Consider the following 15,728-nt stretch of genomic DNA (forward strand, 5'->3'; position numbering starts at 1 on the left):
GCGTTATTCATACGGGCCGTGATGCATATCGACCGGTAGCAACAGCGTGTCGAAGATGAGCGAAAACGGCAGATCGAGCATCAGAATAAAGCGCCACGGCCTGTCACGCACATCCCACTGCACGCCGGGGTAATACTGATTGCCATGTCCCTGCCCCGGCACGGCGCGACTGATGATACTGCCACAGCCGCAGAGCATCCAGACGGCAAGCAGAACGGCGACGATTCTCAAGGGTGACCTCGCTTTTTAACAGAGTGTTTCAAGTATAACAGTCCGTGAGAGAGGCAAAAAAATGCCGGCCATCAGGCCGGCATTTTCATTTCTGGCATTTACCACGCTTACTGCGCGCGTAATGCCTGCGGGTTGAGCTTCAGCTCGTCGTAATGGCTGACCCAGGAGGAGTATTTCTCCGGGTGCGCCCAGACGCGATAGTGCATACGCGCCATCGTCACCGGATCGCTTAACAGCACCAGGCGGCGGTCGCGGGTGAGTTTCTCCGGCGTATCGTTCAGCGCCTGCTCGACGTGACGATCGCGGGCAATCTCCAGCACATGGCTTGCGCGGTGACGCGCGGTTGCCATGGCGGTCGCCAGCGCATTAAACGACGGATGGAACACCGCGTGCATAAAGCCATCTTCCAGCGAACGGCTGCGGTTAAGCTCCAGATAGCGGTCAGTATCCACCAGCACCTGCGGCGGCGAATACTCTTCCGGGATCAGGAACAGCTTCCAGCGTTTGGTACGCAGGCCCACGGTCGCGCGGCTTGAAATCACCGACACAAACGGCGAGAGGATCAGCGAGAACACGATAGGTGCCAGCCAGAACAGGAAGCGCAGATCCAGCCATGCCATACCGACGGCCCATACCAGACCCAGCAGCAGCTGCGAACCGTGACGCAGGAACGCTTCGCTCCACGGTGTGGAGTCGTCGTCACGCTGCGGCGAGTTCCAGACCACTTCCCAGCCGAGGAAAGCACTTACCACAAACACGGTGTGGAACAGCATACGCACCGGCGCCAGCAGTACCGAGAACAGCACTTCCAGCAGCAGAGAAAGCGTGACGCGGAAAAAGCCGCCATACTCTTTCGGGCCTTTACACCAGATGAGAATAACGCTCAGCAGTTTCGGCAGGAACAGCAGCACCATGGTCGAGGCGAACAGCGCTATCGCCAGCTCAGGACGCCACTGCGGCCAGACCGGGAAGAGCTGACGCGGCTGCAGGAAGTATTGTGGCTCAGTGAGCGCATGTACCACCTGAAGCGCGGTAGAGAGCGCCAGGAACAGGAACCAGAGCGGCGCCGACAGGTAAGACATCACGCCCGTCAGGAACACGGCACGGTGAACCGGGTGCATGCCCTTCACCAGGAACAGGCGGAAGTTCATCAGGTTGCCGTGGCACCAGCGGCGGTCGCGCTTAAGCTCGTCCAGCAGGTTCGGCGGCAGCTCTTCATACGAGCCCGGCAGATCATAGGCAATCCACACGCCCCAGCCCGCACGACGCATCAGCGCCGCCTCCACGAAGTCATGGGAGAGGATGGAGCCTGCGAAAGAGCCCTCGCCTGGCAGCGGTGCCAGCGCGCAGTGCTCGATGAACGGCTTCACGCGGATAATCGCGTTATGGCCCCAGTAGTGCGATTCGCCCAGTTGCCAGAAGTGCAGACCGGCGGTAAACAACGGCCCGTAAACACGAGTGGCGAACTGCTGGCAGCGCGCATAGAGCGTATCCATGCCAGACGCTTTCGGCGACGACTGGATAATCCCGGCGTTCGGGTTCGCTTCCATCAGACGCACCAGACCGGTCAGACAGTCGCCCGTCATCACGGAGTCGGCGTCCAGCACCACCATGTAGCTGTACTGGTTGCCCCAGCGACGGCAAAAATCGTCGATGTTGCCGCTTTTACGCTTCACGCGACGGCGACGACGGCGATAGAAGATCTGCCCTTCGCCCTGCACTTCGGCAATCAGCTCCATCCAGGCTTTCTGCTCGGCGACGCAAATATCCGGGTTATAGCTGTCGCTCAGGATATAAACGTCGAAGTGCGCCTGCTGGCCGGTAGCTTTGACCGACTCCCAGGTTGCGCGCAGGCCCGCAAACACACGATCCACATCTTCGTTGCAGATAGGCATGATAAGCGCGGTACGGTGCTCAGGGTTGATAGGCTCGTCCCCGACCGTCGAGGCGGAGATACTGTACTTATCTTTACCAATAAGTAGCTGCAAAAAGCCCATCAGCGCGGTCCAGAACCCGGCGCTGACCCAGCAGAACAGAATTGCGAACAGGATCAGGATGCCGCTTTGCAGCACATATGGCAGCAGCTGCATCACGGAAACCAGCCAGTCCTGGCCCATCATGTCTGCCGGATTGATCAGCGCCCAGCCCTGATAAGGCAGAATGGTTTTCATATACCAGGTGGCGACGACCGTCTGGGAGAGCGTCAGCAGCAGCAGGATGTAACGGCGGATAGTGCCGACCGTACGCCATTTTTGCTCCGCGGCGCGCTCTTCTTTCGTCAGGCCCGCCATGTAGCGCGGCAGCACTTCGCGGCCGCGCAGACGATCCCAGAAGCGCCCAATCGGGTTGGTACGCCACGGATCCGGGAACATGGAGGAACGCGTTGCCTTCGGCATCGCCTGGATCTGCGTGCGGCCTTCGTCGTCTTTGATCAGCTGATCGCCATTGAGCGAGTCTGACCAGCGCTGTTCAAGACGCGTTTTCACCGAGCCCAGCGGGGAGTCATCCTCGCGGGCCCAGACGCGCCCTTCGGCGTCCAGCGACTGATGAAGGGCCTGCATGTCAGATGTCGGCAGCGCCGCTTTCTCAATATCGGAAAGCGGCAGCAGGTCGATATACTCAGTAGACTTATTCATTGGCAGGTAGCTGATAGCTCCAGGTTTCACTCAGCGGCTGATCGGCATTGACGAGGGCCGCGCGCATTTCAGTGGTTTTCTTGGCGTCTTTGATCTTCACGCGCAGCGTCATACGCCAGCCTTTGGTGACCGGGTTGTAACGCACGCTGTTTTCAACGATTTCGCCGTTATCGCCAATGCTCGCCTGAGCAGTCACCGGCGTATTATCCGGCAGCTTTTGCATCTCGGTGCCGGTGAAATCCACCACAAATGCGATGGTGCCGTCCGGCTGACGAATCAGATTGGATTGTTTCACGTCGCCGGTAGAGCGACGGGTCTGCAGTACCCACGCGTTTTCCGGCGCGTGCAGTTTGTCTTCGTCGCGGCTAAAGGTGATGGTGTATTTGAAATTCATCTCCTTGCCAGGCTCCGGCAGCTGGTCCGGCGTCCAGTAGGCCACGATGTTATCGTTGGTCTCGTCGTTGGTCGGAATTTCCACCAGTTCGACTTTTCCTTTGCCCCACTGACCCTGCGGCGTTACCCACGCGCTAGGACGCAGATCGTAGCGATCGTCGATATCTTCAAAGCGTGAGAACTGACGGCCGCGTTGCAGCAGACCGAAGCCCTGCGGGTTTTCGGTCGTGAACGTGCTGACCGCGAGGTGTTTCGGGTTGTTCAGCGGACGCCAGATCCACTCGCCGTTGCCAGCATGCAGAGAGAGACCGTTAGAATCATGCAATTCAGGGCGGAAGTTGGTTGCCGGCGACGGCTGGTTCGGCCCAAACAGGAACATGCTCGTCAGCGGCGCGACGCCCAGTTTGCCCACTTTATCGCGCAGGTAAACTTTCGACTGCACGTCCACGACCGTGTCACGCCCGGGGGTAATGATGAAGCGATAGGCACCAGTCGCGCGTGGAGAGTCCAGCAGCGCGTAAATGGTCAGACGTTTGTCGGCAGCTTTCGGACGCTCAATCCAGAACTCGCGAAAGCGCGGGAACTCTTCACCGGACGGCAGCGCGGTATCGATAGCCAGACCGCGCGCGGAAAGCCCATAAACCTGGCCTTGTCCTATCACACGGAAATAGCTCGCTCCGAGCATGCTGACGATTTCGTCGTTTTTATCTTTATTGTTGATCGGGTAGAGCACTTTGAAACCGGCGAAGCCCAGGTCTTTGACGGTGTCTTTATCGTGCTGAACGTTGCCGAAATTAAAGTAATCCGGGCTGTACTTAATTTTACGAACCGTATTGGCGGTCACTTCGTTAAGCGCGACCGGCGTGTCGAAGTACATACCCTGATGGTAGAATTCAAGCTTGAACGGGGTTTTGATTTTGCTCCAGTAGGCTTTGTCGTGATTGAACTGGATCTGTTGGTAGTCCGCGTATTTCATATCGCGGAAAACGGAGGGCAGGTTGCTCTTCGGCGCTTCATAGCTCTTGCCCGCTAAGGATTTCGCCTGTTTTGCGACGTCGTCGATAGTGAAGGCCCAACCCGAAGTGGTATAAAGTGACAACATCACTGCCGCACCCAGCCAACCCATTTTCATCATCTGTGTTTTATGTTTCATATAACTAAGCACTTCCCCCTTTGTGTGCTTAAATCAATCCGATCCATTTTAATGGAAACTTGCGGTTTCCGACAACACAATCCCCGCTTTGTTCAGCACGCCGGCTCAGGGATTAAACAAATGAATGCGCGCCATTTTCGCTTTGCGAATTTGTCCTGGAGACAGTGTGTCGGCCTTCCTGTAGGGTGGGGGCCGAATCTAAAACAGAATCAGCCTGAGGGATAAGGCGAATAGTCCGAGATTTTATGGAGTGATATGACGACGTCGACACAGAGAGAGTTTTTTCTCGATTCCATCCGCGCATGGTTGATGCTTTTAGGCATCCCCTTTCATATTTCGCTTATTTATTCCACCCACCAGTGGCATGTCAACAGCCTCACCCCGTCCGTGGGCCTGACGCTGTTTAACGATTTCATTCACGTCTTCCGCATGCAGGTTTTCTTTGTTATTTCAGGGTATTTTTCCTACATGCTGTTCTTGCGCTACCCGCGCAAACGCTGGTGGAAAGTGCGTGTGGAGCGCGTCGGCATCCCAATGTTGACCGCCATTCCGCTTCTCACGCTGCCGCAATTTCTGATGTTGCAATATGTCAAAGGCCGGGCCGATGACTGGCATACGCTTTCCGGTTACGACAAATACAACACATTGGTGTGGGAACTCACCTCGCATTTATGGTTTTTATTGGTGCTGGTGGTGTTCACGACCCTCGGTTTATGGCTATTTCAGCAGATAAAAAACTGGCCCGAAGAGAAAAGCGCGGCGCTGGCCGAACGCCTGACATTAGGAAAACTCTCAGCGCTGTTTTTACTCTTCGGCGTCGCATTCGCCGCGCTGCGCCGTCTTATTTTTATCGTCTATGCGCCGATATTAAGCGACGGCTTGTTTAATTTCGTGGTGATGCAAACCTTATTTTATTCGCCGTTTTTTATTCTCGGCGCGCTGGCCTTTAAGCATGCCTCGCTGAAAGACCGCTTTACCACCTTCTCGCCCGGCTGCGCGCTCGGCGCGACGGCGGCGTTTATCGCCTATCTGCTGAACCAACGCTACGGCAGCGGCGATGCCTGGATGTATGAAACCGATAACGTGATTAGCATGCTGATGGGACTGTGGATGGTCAACGTCGTGTTCTCGCTCGGCCATCGCCTGCTGAATTTTAAATCGGCACGTGTGACCTATTTCGTTAACGCCTCGCTGTTTATTTACCTGGTGCATCACCCGCTGACGCTGTTCTTCGGCGCGTATATCACGCCGCACATCCACTCGAACGCGCTGGGCTTCATCGCCGGTCTGGTGTTTGTAATTGGCATCGCCGTAGTGCTGTATGAGGCGCACCTGCGCATTCCCCTGCTGCGTTTCCTGTTCTCCGGGAAACCGCAAAATAAAACCCCGGCGCCAGGTACGGCAACGGGGTGATCCGGACACGCGCCCGCGCGGCGCGTCGTCTTAATACTCAGCCAGCGTTTCAGAGCATCCACTCAACCGGCAGCCGATAGACCAGACGCACCAGCAGACGCTGCCAGAAACGGGTTTTCGGCTCCTTTTTCCAGACAATCTCTTTGCCATCTTTTTCTTCTATCCAGTTAATACGCCCCCAGCGGTCGAGGCGTAGCGCCCAGGCCGCTTCACGCCGCGTTCGCGTAAAGCGTTTATGGATAGCGCCCGCCAGCGTTTCGCTTTCAATCACAAACCCCATTTCGGTGTTAAGCATCGCCGAGCGCGGGTCGAAATTAAACGAACCGATAAACACCTGATTCCCGTCAACGCTGAACGTTTTGGCGTGCAGGCTGGAGCCAGAGTTACCGGTCAACCCGCGGTCGTGCGGCACACGGCCCGGATCGCGGGTCGGTTTCAGCTCATACAGCTCCACGCCGTGGCGCAGCAGTTTTTTACGCCAGCGCGCGTAACCGGCATGCACAACCGCGACGTCGTTCGCCGCCAGCGAGTTGGTGAGGATTGCGATTTTCACTCCTTTGCGGCGCAGCGCCAGCAGTAAAGCCACGCCGCCGCGGGTGGGCACAAAATAGGATGAAATGATATCGAACTGGGTTTTAGGCTCGCCGATAAGCGTCATCATGCGCTGCGGCAATAGCGTATGGTTGCGCGCCCTCCCCTGCCCTTTGCGCGGATCGTCGCTTAACAGGCGCGTTTTAGCCCAGACCAGGGGCAGCGTGCGGGTTTCGATGTAGCTTGCAAAGCGTGTACTCTCAAGACGCTCCAGATAGCGCCGCGCCACCGGATCGTCCTTCCAGTGCGGCGGCAGCTGCACGCGGGCGTCTATCTCTTCCACCTCGACCTCCAGCACTTTATCAAGCGTCGACACTGACCGGCTCTTCCAGTAGCGTTCGAAATCCTGGGTGACATCTGCGACTACCGGGCCTATCGCCAGGACGTCGAGATCGGAAAACAGCGGCTGTTCGCCCGCGCCGAAATAGGCGTCGCCGACGTTGCGCCCGCCGATAATCGTGACCTCGCCGTCCACCGTAAAGCTTTTATTGTGCATGCGGCGATTAAGCCTTGCGAAATCGGTGAGATAGCCCAGCGCGCGCAGCGTGCGAAAAGAGAAGGGGTTAAAGAGGCGAATTTCGATATTCGGATGGGCATTGAGCAGGCGCAGCGTGTCGTCCATGCCCACCGTATTGTTGTCATCAAGCAGAATACGCACCCGGACGCCGCGCCGCGCCGCCGCCAGCAGCGCGCCGAACAGCAGCCGCCCGGACATATCGTCTTCCCAGATATAGTACTGGACGTCGATAGTCTCCTCCGCCATCTCCGCCAGCAGATACCGGGCGGCGAAGGCGTCGAGGCTGTCATCAAGAGGATGTAAGCCGCTGTGGTGAGGGTGCTGCGCCGTGGTCGGGGCAATAGCGCGGCCAAGCCGGGTATTATGCGCCCGGCTGTGCGTCGTATTGTCCCAGTAAGCGCTGGTAAAGCAGGAAGTTTTCTTCGTCATAGCAGACAAAGTATACCTGCTGAAGTTGTGGGTGCCTGGTAAGATAATCCGAAACGGCATCAAAGGCGATTTGCGCTGCCGCCGCTTTCGGATAGCCATAAATGCCGGTGCTGATGGCCGGGAACGCCACGCTGTGATAACCGTTCGCTGTCACCAGCGCCAGACTGTTGCGATAGGCGTCCGCCAGCAGTTGCGGTTCGTTATCGCGCCCGCCGCGCCAGACTGGCCCCACGGTGTGTATTACGGCTTTCGCCGCCAGGTTACCCGCCTCGGTAATCACCGCGTGCCCCGGCTGGCACTCCCCCTGTTGCTGACGCACGGCTTTACATGCCGCCAGCAGCGCAGGCCCCGCGGCGCGGTGGATAGCGCCATCCACGCCTCCGCCTCCCATCAGCGAAGGGTTGGCGGCGTTGACAATAACGTCGGTATCGATGCGGGTAATATCGCCCTGCACCACTTCAATGCGCCCTGACATGCTTCTCTCCTGATAAACGCTGTTTATTCAAGTGTAGAACAGCGCGCCCGGTCGCCGCCACGACGTGTTCAGCGGTAGGTCAATGTCAGAATGCCGAGCGTATGCGACGCATTAAGATAGTCGAGACGGCTGTGCACCCACGGCGAGTGCATCTCGCGCACGCCCGTGGCGCGCAGCGAGAGCGTCTGGCGGTGTACCTGATGACCGCGTGGGCAGGAGAGCTCAATACGCGCCGCGTTATGCGCGACCGAGCAGACCTCTTCCACGATAGCGCCGTGAAACGTAAGGGTTCCGCCCGTTTGCGCCAGAACGGCAACGGACGACAAGGCAAGCGCGGCGGTCATCGCGGCGGCGAAAAGCGAGGTATACATTGAAATGGCTCCCACACAGGTAATATTATTTTAACTTAAAGTTAACATATATATTACAAACAAAGGTTATGGAAGCCTGAAACAGAAATATTCACGGCGGGGGATTATTATGTCACGGTTGATACAGGCGGAACGGGTAAAGCCGCAATAAAAAACCCGCGGGCGCGGGTTTTCGTGTCAGGCGGTGGTGGTGTTTTTCGGCGCGGTACGGTGCGCGAGCCACATTCCGCTGCCTTTCATGGCCACGCCAAAAAGCAGCCCCAACAGCAGCGCTGGCAGCACGTTTTTCCAGTCGCCCTGGCCTGCGAACGTGGCGCAGGCGCCGATAAACGTGCCGGGCACGAAACTGAGCAGCGTCTGGCGCGACTGGATGCACATCAGGAAAGCCACCACGCCGGTCATGGCATAGCTCACCCACGCGAGACCCGGTGCCACGGCGCTACCGGCGATAATCACCTGCGCCCACAGCACGCCGCTGCACAGCGTAAAGAGGAGAGTCAGAAAACCCGTGATGCCGCCCCGCGGGCTGGCAAACCAGGCGGTACAGCCGAGAAAGCCCGCCCAGGACGGCAGGCCGAGCGCGACGGCGCTCCACGCCCAGAGGGCGGAGAGCAGGCCGGTAGTTAATGCGAGAGAAAAGTGTCTGTTCATGGCGGCGTATCTTAGCAAAACGCCGCACCGGGAATGCGATCTTACGCACACCACATGAAATAACGCACAGTGAGTTACATTTTATTTGTGATATTAATCACAAATAGAAATCACTCCGCGCCGCGCTCTTCGTCTTCATCTTCTTCCTGCAACTCTTCCCACATCGCCTGAATGGCTTCACGGGTGATTTGCGCAAGCGTGCGCCAGAACGGCGTCGTGGCGTGCGCCTCTACTTTACCGAGGAACGTTTCATACCACGGGATCAGGAACTCGCCGAAGAGGGTCTCCTGCGCTTCGATTTCATCTTCGGCTGACTGATCTTCCAGCCACGACGCCGCCAGCAGCAGCAGGCCGAAGTGATCCGCCGCCGTTTCGCCGAGCGGCATGCCGCGGGAGGTTAAAAAGGCGCGGACCTCCTGTTCACTGCCCTGCTCAACCCAGGCGGAGCGAAACGGCGCCACGCGAGCGTCATCAGCGCCGAACAATGCCTGGTAATCGGTCTGCACCTCATCGGGCTGCGCGCTTTTTTGCAGGCGCGTCAGCAGCTCGTCCTGCTCCAGCGGCCAGTTTTGCGCGAGTTTGCCGTCGCGGATCAGGCCGTAAATAGGTGCCATCACCGGGTCCTGCGGCGCACGGTACCAGAGAGAGCCCAGCAGGCGGCAAATTATTGAAAACTCATTCATGAACAGATTCCATTTCAGGCGATATTAAAGCGCGGCAAATTCAGCAATTGGCGTCATGCCGCGGGTTTCAAGAAAATCGAGCAGGCGGCGCGGCGTGACGTTGAGGATGCGGTCTTCCGGAAAACCGACTTCATCCAGCACCTTACGGCATTCATGGAAATCGCCAAGCGTAAAGGCGGTATGGGAGTCAGAGCCGAGCGCCACCCAGCCGCCCGCATCGCGCACAGCGGCAGCGATAGCTTTACAGTTTGGCCCGCTGCCCTTGCGGGAGTGGGTGAAGGAGGAATTATTAATCTCCAGCGCGACCTGATATTTCGCGGCCGCCGCGGCAATTTCCGGGATATCGACCGGATATTTCGGGTTGCCGGGGTGGCTAATGATATGCACCGTACCGTTCGCCATCGCCGCAATCATCGCTTCGGTATTCGTGTCTTTGTCCTGGGGGGCGAAAACAGGCTCATGAAAGCCGGCGACGATGAGATCAAGCGAATCGAGCATCGGGCCGGTGCAGTCGATCTCTCCGTCGCGGTTTTTAATATTGGCTTCGATGCCGCGCAGAATGCCGACGCCATCGACGACGCGCGGCCAGATGCGCATATTAATAAAATGCCAGTGATGCGGCGCATCCGCCATATCCGGGCCGTGATCGGTGATGGCCAGGAGCCGGACGCCTTTTTGCTTCGCCGCGGCGATATAATCATGCAGGTTACTGTAAGCATGGGTGCTGGCGACGGTGTGCATATGCAGGTCAACGGGATACATGGCGCTCTCCTTTGTGATGTTATTCAAGGATAACAGGTATCCCCGGCGATTTTTAGCCGAATCACCGGGCGCGACAGACGGTCGCTAGTAGCCGCGCGCTACATCCACCTGATTTTGCGGCGTCTCGCCGCGCTCAATGCGCGAGATGCTTTGCGCGATAAACGCAGCCGCCTCCTCAGGACGCGTAACCGCCGCCACATGCGGCGTGAGGCGCACACGCGGATGCCGCCACAGCGGGCTTTCCGCAGGTAGCGGCTCCTGATGAAAGACGTCCAGCATCGCGCCTTTGATTTTCCCGCTATCCAGCGCGGCCAACAAATCTTCTTCCACCAGATGCACACCGCGCGCCAGGTTCAGGACATACGCGTTATCCTCAAGCGCCGCGAGCAGCCCGCCGTTAATAATACCCACTGTCTCCGGCGTATTGGGCAACAGGTTAATCAGCACGCGCGTGCCGCGCAAAAACGCAGCCAGCTCGTGCGTACCGGCAAAGCTTTCGATGCCGGGGTACGCTTTCCGGCCGCGGCTCCAGCAGCGCACCGGAAAGCCCCACGAATGCAGACTTTGCGCCACCTGCCCACCGAGCACGCCGGCGCCGAGCACGCCAATGGTGAAATCGGCATGGCGGTACTCTTCAAGCGGCTGCCATTTCGCCTCGCGCTGTAGCGCCGCGTAATCATCGAAGCGGCGAAACCAGTGCAGTACCTGGCTTACCGCATACTCCTGCATCTGCGCGGCCATGCCGGTATCTTCCATACGACAGAGCGGCACGTCAGGCGGCAGCAGATCCGGATGCGCATCCAGGCGGCTTAACAGCGAATCGACGCCCGCGCCGAGCACGAAAATCGCTTTGAGGTGGGTGCGTCCACGCAGCATCTCATACGGGGGGTGCCAGACCAGGGCGTAATCAGCGGGCGCGTTATCGCCGGTTTGCCAGGCACGCAGACGCGCGTGCGGCAGGTGCCGTTGCAGCAAAGGGGTCCACTGGGTCACATCAAAGGTGGGATGATAGAAAAGGATCTCCACAGGCGTCTCTCCGGGCAGGGTAATTTTAATTACCATAACAAAATCAGCCGCCTTTGTGGCGGCTGCGGGAAACGCGGGCGGCGTCAGCGTATGTTCACGGTGATAGAGGCCGAGCCCGAAAATTCGCCATTTTGCGGCGTTTTGCCGCTGAGATTGACCGGCGCCGTGAGAATATTTACCGCGCCGGTACGGCGCGAGATATCGGTGGCGGCGTTAAGCGGCATGGGCAGTTCGCCGGTATTGATGGGGATGACCTGTTCGCTGTCGTTTTTCATCAGCACGCCGACATCGGGGTTGCTGGTGGCGAGCGCCTCAGGCATGCCGTCTGCCGCCGCACCGGAAAACGTCATGGTTAAGGTCACACTGTCGCTGATGTTTTTGCAGACATAAGCAATAGCCGTTTTTTTATCGACAAAGCCGTCGGGTTTATGGCCCCGGGTCGTAAAAGTACTGGCTAACAGCGTGCCAAAATCAACGGTGATGATTTCGCCGGAATTAATCTCACAGCTTTGCGGCACGGTAATGGTGCCCTGGACATACACCTTAGACATCGGTTCGCTGGAATATTGCCCCGGCCTGACGGTGCCATAAATCGCTGCCACGGCCATTTGTGGGATAGTCACCTGTCCCAGGAAAGGTTTATTAATACGAAACGTCAACGATCCGCTTTGTCCGGTGGTGAAGCTATTCAGCGAGCAGCCATTGTTTTTTTTGTTCCAGATATCGGTAAACGGCACGTTGACATCGCCCACGTTTGCTATGTTAATCGCCGCCGCCATATCAATATTGTCATTGACGCGAATAAAGGACGAACTGCCATATTGCCTCGTCGGCGCCAGATACTCGCTTTTATAGTAGACCCCCGGATGCGGCTCTTTATTTGTATCGCTGTCATCGCAATCGCAGTGCGCGCTGTAATTTTCCGATGAGCCGAATCTTTCAGTAAAGGTTTTGCCCGACTGGTTATCATCAGGATTGGTTACCGTCGCGCTGGCGTCGACGTTAAAAATTTTCGGGCCGCCCGTCGTGTTGCAAAATCCCGTTGCCGCCCGTGTGGACGGGACAGCGGCAAGACAGCAGAACAGCAGGCCCCTTAAGAACGCTTTAGACATCATCGTATTCTCTTTTTATCGACACATAGCCGTCAGGGGGAGGAGATCGCCCTGTACTGGCGGCGTCTCGGGTAAAATCACAGAAGCACGGCAGCGCTGGTCGGCGCGGCTTCCCCACCTCACTTGCGCGCTGCCGTTTTCTTTCACGCCGGTCAGGTATGCGACGCCGCCTTCGTCAACAATACTTTCGTAGTTCTCAACGCCATCCAGCGTTACCAGCGCGCCGAACGGCACCGGCTCGCCGTTTGCCCGGCGCAGCGTCAAAAGCAGCCGATGCCCTTTGCGCGCATCGATATGCGCGTAGACTAACGCGCCTTTATTCGGGATAAGCGTCAGGTGCGTATTTTCCGCGTCCACGCCAGCGGGCATCGTGGTGGTGTCGAGCGTCAGCTCGTTTCTTTCATAAGGAGAGAGCCAGGGGATCACCGCATAACCCAGCCAGTCGGTGGCGACACCGGACTGATTTTTGAAGCGGATGTCGCTGGCGCCATTGGCGTCCACCAGCGCGAAGGCGTCGCCGAGCGGCTGAGCGAGCGTAACGCCATGCGGATGCACCACCAGCGCGCCGGAGGCACCGTAGTTCCACTGGCGGGTATCCTCAGACTGGTAATAGCCGAGGCTCAGGTTGGCGAAGCGCGATTTATAATTGAGATCGGCACTGCTGTCAGTGTTGTTATCGCCGTTTTGCCCCGCTTGGTTGTAGCTTTGCTGTAGCGAATAGCTTAACCGGCCGTCATCCATCAGGGTGCCGCTCAACCCGGTCTGGTAGCGCGTGTCGCCATCCTGGTTCTGGCTTACGTTAAACGTCGCCCAGCTATTATTCAGCCAGCGGCTCAACGGAATACTGACGCCGAGCGCGATTTGCCGATCGGTTTGATCTTCTGTTTTGTTCCACGCAGTCGAAAGCGTCCAGGTGATACCGGATGTCGTACAGGCAAAGCCCGCAGAGAGATTCTGCTCTTTGTCCGCCCGGTTCCAGAAGTCTCGCTGATAGCCATTCAGATAAAACGAACCGATGCCGCCAAGCGTCTGGTTAATACTGATTTGCAGCTGGCTGCGCTGTTGGTAATACCCGCTGTAGCGGTCGTCATACCAGTCTTCATCATGGTTTGCTTCATCGAAATCGTAATAGCCGCTGGTGGAATAGCGGTAGCCCGCAAGCGTAATGGCGGTATCGGTGTATTCAATATTTTTAGAATACTGAAAGCGGTACGACTGGCCTGTCGAGGTCGTATTATTTTGCAGCTGGCTGCGCGCCTGCGTGACATCAACCGAGACCGAGCCCCACTCCCCGAGCCCAACGCCTACGCCGAGGGCGGCGGCCTGATAAGTCTCTGCCCCCATCGCGCCGCCATAGAGCGTCACTGCGTTATTCAGACCGTAGATCAGCGTGCCCTGCGCAAAGGCGGGCGTGGCGTCGTCTGGCCCGCTCGGATCGTATTCGCCCGCCGTCAGGCTGTATTTAAGCTGTCCGGGCCGCTGCATGATCGGTACGGCGGAAAACGGCTGAATGAAACGTCGCTCTTTGCCGTCAGCCTCTTTAATGGTTACTTCCAGATCGCCGCTGTGCGACGTGGGGTAGAGATCGCTGATTTCAAACGCGCCAGGAGCAACGGTATCCTGAAAAATGATGTAGCCGTTCTGGCGCACCGTAACTTCCGCGGTTGAACTGGCGATCCCTCGGATAACCGGCGCAAAGCCGCGCAGGCTGTCCGGCAGCATATTGTCGTCGGTCGCCAGCTGCGCGCCTTTGAATTTCACGCTGTCGAAAATCATCGACGGGGAATAGCTCTCCCCCATGGTCAGTTGCGAGCGCCAGGGCTTGATATCCCGCTGTAAAAACGTGTAGACCGTATCCCAGCGCGCCTCGTCGTCGCTTTTGCTCCAAGTGGAATAGTTACGCACGCGCCATGGCCCGATATTCAGCCCGTTCTGCAGGTTGAGATATTGCGATGAATCGTCTGCGTCGACATCGCTTTGGGTATCCGTCCCGTTAAACGTGTAGTTGCTAAAAAATGCGGGAAGACCGTCATCCCAGTATGCGGGATCCACAAAGCCGCGAGCGGTGCGCCGCAACGCCGCCTGCGGAATGCTGACCTCCAGCGCCATGCTATGGGTGTTCAGCCGCACTGACGCCGCCGGGATCAGCGAGCCGATATCTTCAACGGGCGCGAGCGGCGAGAGCGCCGCCAGCGCCGGGTACGCCTCGGTTTTCACATTCAGCTCTTCCAGAAGCGCGGGCGTAATGACCGGATGCGTCTCGCCGCGCGTGTCCACGGTCAGAGGCACCGTGCGGGTAAACTGTTCATCGCCGTTAAGCCGGATGCGTAGCGGATAATTCCCCGCCGGCAGCTGATCTTTAGTGCTGAAAATCGACAGGTCGACGCCCCGCTGCCCCGGATCGCCCTGCTCCATTAACATCGGGTCAAACCAGACTTTCTCCTGCGCGCAGGCGTGGTGATGGCCGCTTAGCATGTACGTCAGCGCAGCCGCCACCATGAGCGCAACAGGCCGAACGGTTTCCGGCAGACGACTATCAAAAGAGTAAGCAGTGTTCTTCACAGGCGCATTCCTTGCTGTACGGCTCACAGAGCGCGGGTCTCTGGCTTCGTCACGCCGCCATAATCGTTAATAACGCGCCAGCTCACGCCTCGCCCGGTTTCCGTTGCGGGCAGATCAAAACGCTGGCTGGCGAACGGCGCCAGCATATCCGCGCGCTGAATACGCGTCGCGCCGACAGTCAGGCTATCGAACACCACATAAAAAGGGGTTGGGTTCTCGGCAACCAGCTGGCCATCGGCGAGATGAAACGCCAGCTGCTTGTAGGCTGTCGCCGCGTCATTGATAAGGCCTTGCGGACGGTAAAAAAGCTTAATGCGGGTTTTCACCACCAGCTTGAGCGTATTGACCGCATCAGGTGATGACGGCGGAATAGCGCGAATATTCAGATAAAAAAGCGACTCGCGATCCTCCGGTAAATTGCCGGTTCTCGCGATGCGTAACTCATGATCTTCATTGGGTTCAATACGAAACAGCGGCGGCGTCACCATAAATGGGCCGCGTGTTTTGCCATCGCCAGTATCAATCCAGGACTGTAATAAAAACGGGCTGGTGCCGCTGTTATTTTTTACGCTAAGCGACGCTTCCTTTTTATTGCCTTCATAGATCACGCGCGTGCCGCCAACCACAATCCCGCCGGCCAAAGCGCTATGTAGATTAAACAGCATAATAAAAAAAGGATGGTTTTGAGAACAGATTTTCTCATCGTACGCATAATCAAACTCA

The 15,728-nt window shown here is 57.6% G+C and carries 13 protein-coding genes and 1 pseudogene; 1 reads left to right on the forward strand and 13 read right to left on the reverse strand.

What is annotated here, in order from left to right; all coding sequences use genetic code 11:
• Positions 1-3: 3 nt before the first annotated feature.
• The 3 genes from BJP61_RS13860 to mdoG all read right to left on the reverse strand — a co-directional run bounded on the left by BJP61_RS13860 (position 4) and on the right by mdoG (position 4,395).
• Positions 4-231: a YceK/YidQ family lipoprotein gene (locus BJP61_RS13860; protein ID WP_038863660.1), complete on the reverse strand. Its 228-nt coding sequence runs from the start codon at positions 229-231 to the stop codon at positions 4-6.
• A gap of 107 nt (positions 232-338) precedes the next feature.
• Positions 339-2,867 (reverse strand): glucans biosynthesis glucosyltransferase MdoH, encoded by a 2,529-nt coding sequence (gene mdoH, locus BJP61_RS13865; RefSeq protein WP_038863662.1) that lies wholly within the window; start codon positions 2,865-2,867, stop codon positions 339-341.
• The gene (gene mdoG, locus BJP61_RS13870; protein ID WP_108695708.1) at positions 2,860-4,395 is read right to left on the reverse strand and encodes a glucans biosynthesis protein MdoG; all 1,536 of its coding nucleotides are present in this window, start codon (positions 4,393-4,395) and stop codon (positions 2,860-2,862) included. Before mdoG ends, mdoH begins: the two co-directional genes overlap by 8 nt.
• Before the next feature lie 273 nt (positions 4,396-4,668).
• On the opposite strand from mdoG, the gene mdoC reads away from it, so the two are divergent.
• On the forward strand, positions 4,669-5,826 hold the full coding sequence (gene mdoC, locus BJP61_RS13875; RefSeq protein WP_171998562.1) for a glucans biosynthesis protein MdoC: 1,158 nt from the start codon (positions 4,669-4,671) through the stop codon (positions 5,824-5,826).
• Between the two features lie 49 nt (positions 5,827-5,875).
• On the opposite strand, the gene BJP61_RS13880 is transcribed toward mdoC, so the two are convergent.
• From BJP61_RS13880 to BJP61_RS13925, 10 genes and pseudogenes are all read right to left on the reverse strand, one after another.
• A complete protein-coding gene (locus BJP61_RS13880) occupies positions 5,876-7,363 on the reverse strand; it encodes a phospholipase D family protein (protein WP_038863667.1) in 1,488 nt (495 codons plus the stop codon).
• On the reverse strand, positions 7,296-7,838 hold the full coding sequence (gene ymdB / locus BJP61_RS13885; RefSeq protein WP_038863668.1) for an O-acetyl-ADP-ribose deacetylase: 543 nt from the start codon (positions 7,836-7,838) through the stop codon (positions 7,296-7,298). Before ymdB ends, BJP61_RS13880 begins: the two co-directional genes overlap by 68 nt.
• 68 nt (positions 7,839-7,906) lie before the next feature.
• Complete coding sequence (locus tag BJP61_RS13890; RefSeq protein ID WP_075194113.1) at positions 7,907-8,209, reverse strand: hypothetical protein; 303 nt, start codon at positions 8,207-8,209, stop codon at positions 7,907-7,909.
• A gap of 177 nt (positions 8,210-8,386) precedes the next feature.
• Entirely contained in the window at positions 8,387-8,860 is a 474-nt protein-coding gene (locus BJP61_RS13895) for a DUF1097 domain-containing protein (protein WP_038863670.1), read from the reverse strand.
• A 110-nt stretch (positions 8,861-8,970) separates the two neighbouring features.
• Positions 8,971-9,543: a molecular chaperone gene (locus tag BJP61_RS13900; RefSeq protein ID WP_171998563.1), complete on the reverse strand. Its 573-nt coding sequence runs from the start codon at positions 9,541-9,543 to the stop codon at positions 8,971-8,973.
• A gap of 24 nt (positions 9,544-9,567) precedes the next feature.
• Positions 9,568-10,305 carry a phosphatase gene (locus BJP61_RS13905; protein WP_161579250.1) on the reverse strand — a complete coding sequence of 246 codons (738 nt, stop codon included), beginning with the start codon at positions 10,303-10,305 and terminating at the stop codon, positions 9,568-9,570.
• Positions 10,306-10,389: 84 nt separating this feature from the next.
• Positions 10,390-11,331: a glyoxylate/hydroxypyruvate reductase GhrA gene (gene ghrA, locus BJP61_RS13910; protein ID WP_171999333.1), complete on the reverse strand. Its 942-nt coding sequence runs from the start codon at positions 11,329-11,331 to the stop codon at positions 10,390-10,392.
• Positions 11,332-11,414: 83 nt separating this feature from the next.
• Positions 11,415-12,446, reverse strand: coding sequence for a fimbrial protein (locus tag BJP61_RS13915; RefSeq protein WP_171998564.1), 1,032 nt, complete (start codon positions 12,444-12,446; stop codon positions 11,415-11,417).
• Positions 12,447-12,458: 12 nt separating this feature from the next.
• Positions 12,459-14,942, reverse strand: a complete 2,484-nt coding sequence (locus tag BJP61_RS13920; protein WP_171999335.1) for a fimbria/pilus outer membrane usher protein — start codon at positions 14,940-14,942, stop codon at positions 12,459-12,461.
• Between the two features lie 86 nt (positions 14,943-15,028).
• Positions 15,029-15,717 (reverse strand): annotated as a pseudogene (locus BJP61_RS13925) (molecular chaperone).
• Positions 15,718-15,728: the final 11 nt, after the last annotated feature.

Source organism: Cronobacter sp. JZ38, assembly GCF_008932145.1.
GTDB lineage: Bacteria > Pseudomonadota > Gammaproteobacteria > Enterobacterales > Enterobacteriaceae > Cronobacter > Cronobacter muytjensii.

Excerpts from the sequence above, each read along its gene's own strand:
- mdoH (WP_038863662.1), bottom strand. The coding sequence starts at position 2,867 with ATGAATAAGTCTACTGAGTATATCGACCTGCTGCCGCTTTCCGATATT.
- mdoG (WP_108695708.1), bottom strand. The coding sequence starts at position 4,395 with ATGATGAAAATGGGTTGGCTGGGTGCGGCAGTGATGTTGTCACTTTAT.
- mdoC (WP_171998562.1), top strand. The coding sequence starts at position 4,669 with ATGACGACGTCGACACAGAGAGAGTTTTTTCTCGATTCCATCCGCGCA.
- BJP61_RS13880 (WP_038863667.1), bottom strand. The coding sequence starts at position 7,363 with ATGACGAAGAAAACTTCCTGCTTTACCAGCGCTTACTGGGACAATACG.
- ymdB (WP_038863668.1), bottom strand. The coding sequence starts at position 7,838 with ATGTCAGGGCGCATTGAAGTGGTGCAGGGCGATATTACCCGCATCGAT.
- BJP61_RS13890 (WP_075194113.1), bottom strand. The coding sequence starts at position 8,209 with ATGTATACCTCGCTTTTCGCCGCCGCGATGACCGCCGCGCTTGCCTTG.
- BJP61_RS13895 (WP_038863670.1), bottom strand. The coding sequence starts at position 8,860 with ATGAACAGACACTTTTCTCTCGCATTAACTACCGGCCTGCTCTCCGCC.
- BJP61_RS13900 (WP_171998563.1), bottom strand. The coding sequence starts at position 9,543 with ATGAATGAGTTTTCAATAATTTGCCGCCTGCTGGGCTCTCTCTGGTAC.
- BJP61_RS13905 (WP_161579250.1), bottom strand. The coding sequence starts at position 10,305 with ATGTATCCCGTTGACCTGCATATGCACACCGTCGCCAGCACCCATGCT.
- BJP61_RS13915 (WP_171998564.1), bottom strand. The coding sequence starts at position 12,446 with ATGATGTCTAAAGCGTTCTTAAGGGGCCTGCTGTTCTGCTGTCTTGCC.
- BJP61_RS13920 (WP_171999335.1), bottom strand. The coding sequence starts at position 14,942 with ATGGTGGCGGCTGCGCTGACGTACATGCTAAGCGGCCATCACCACGCC.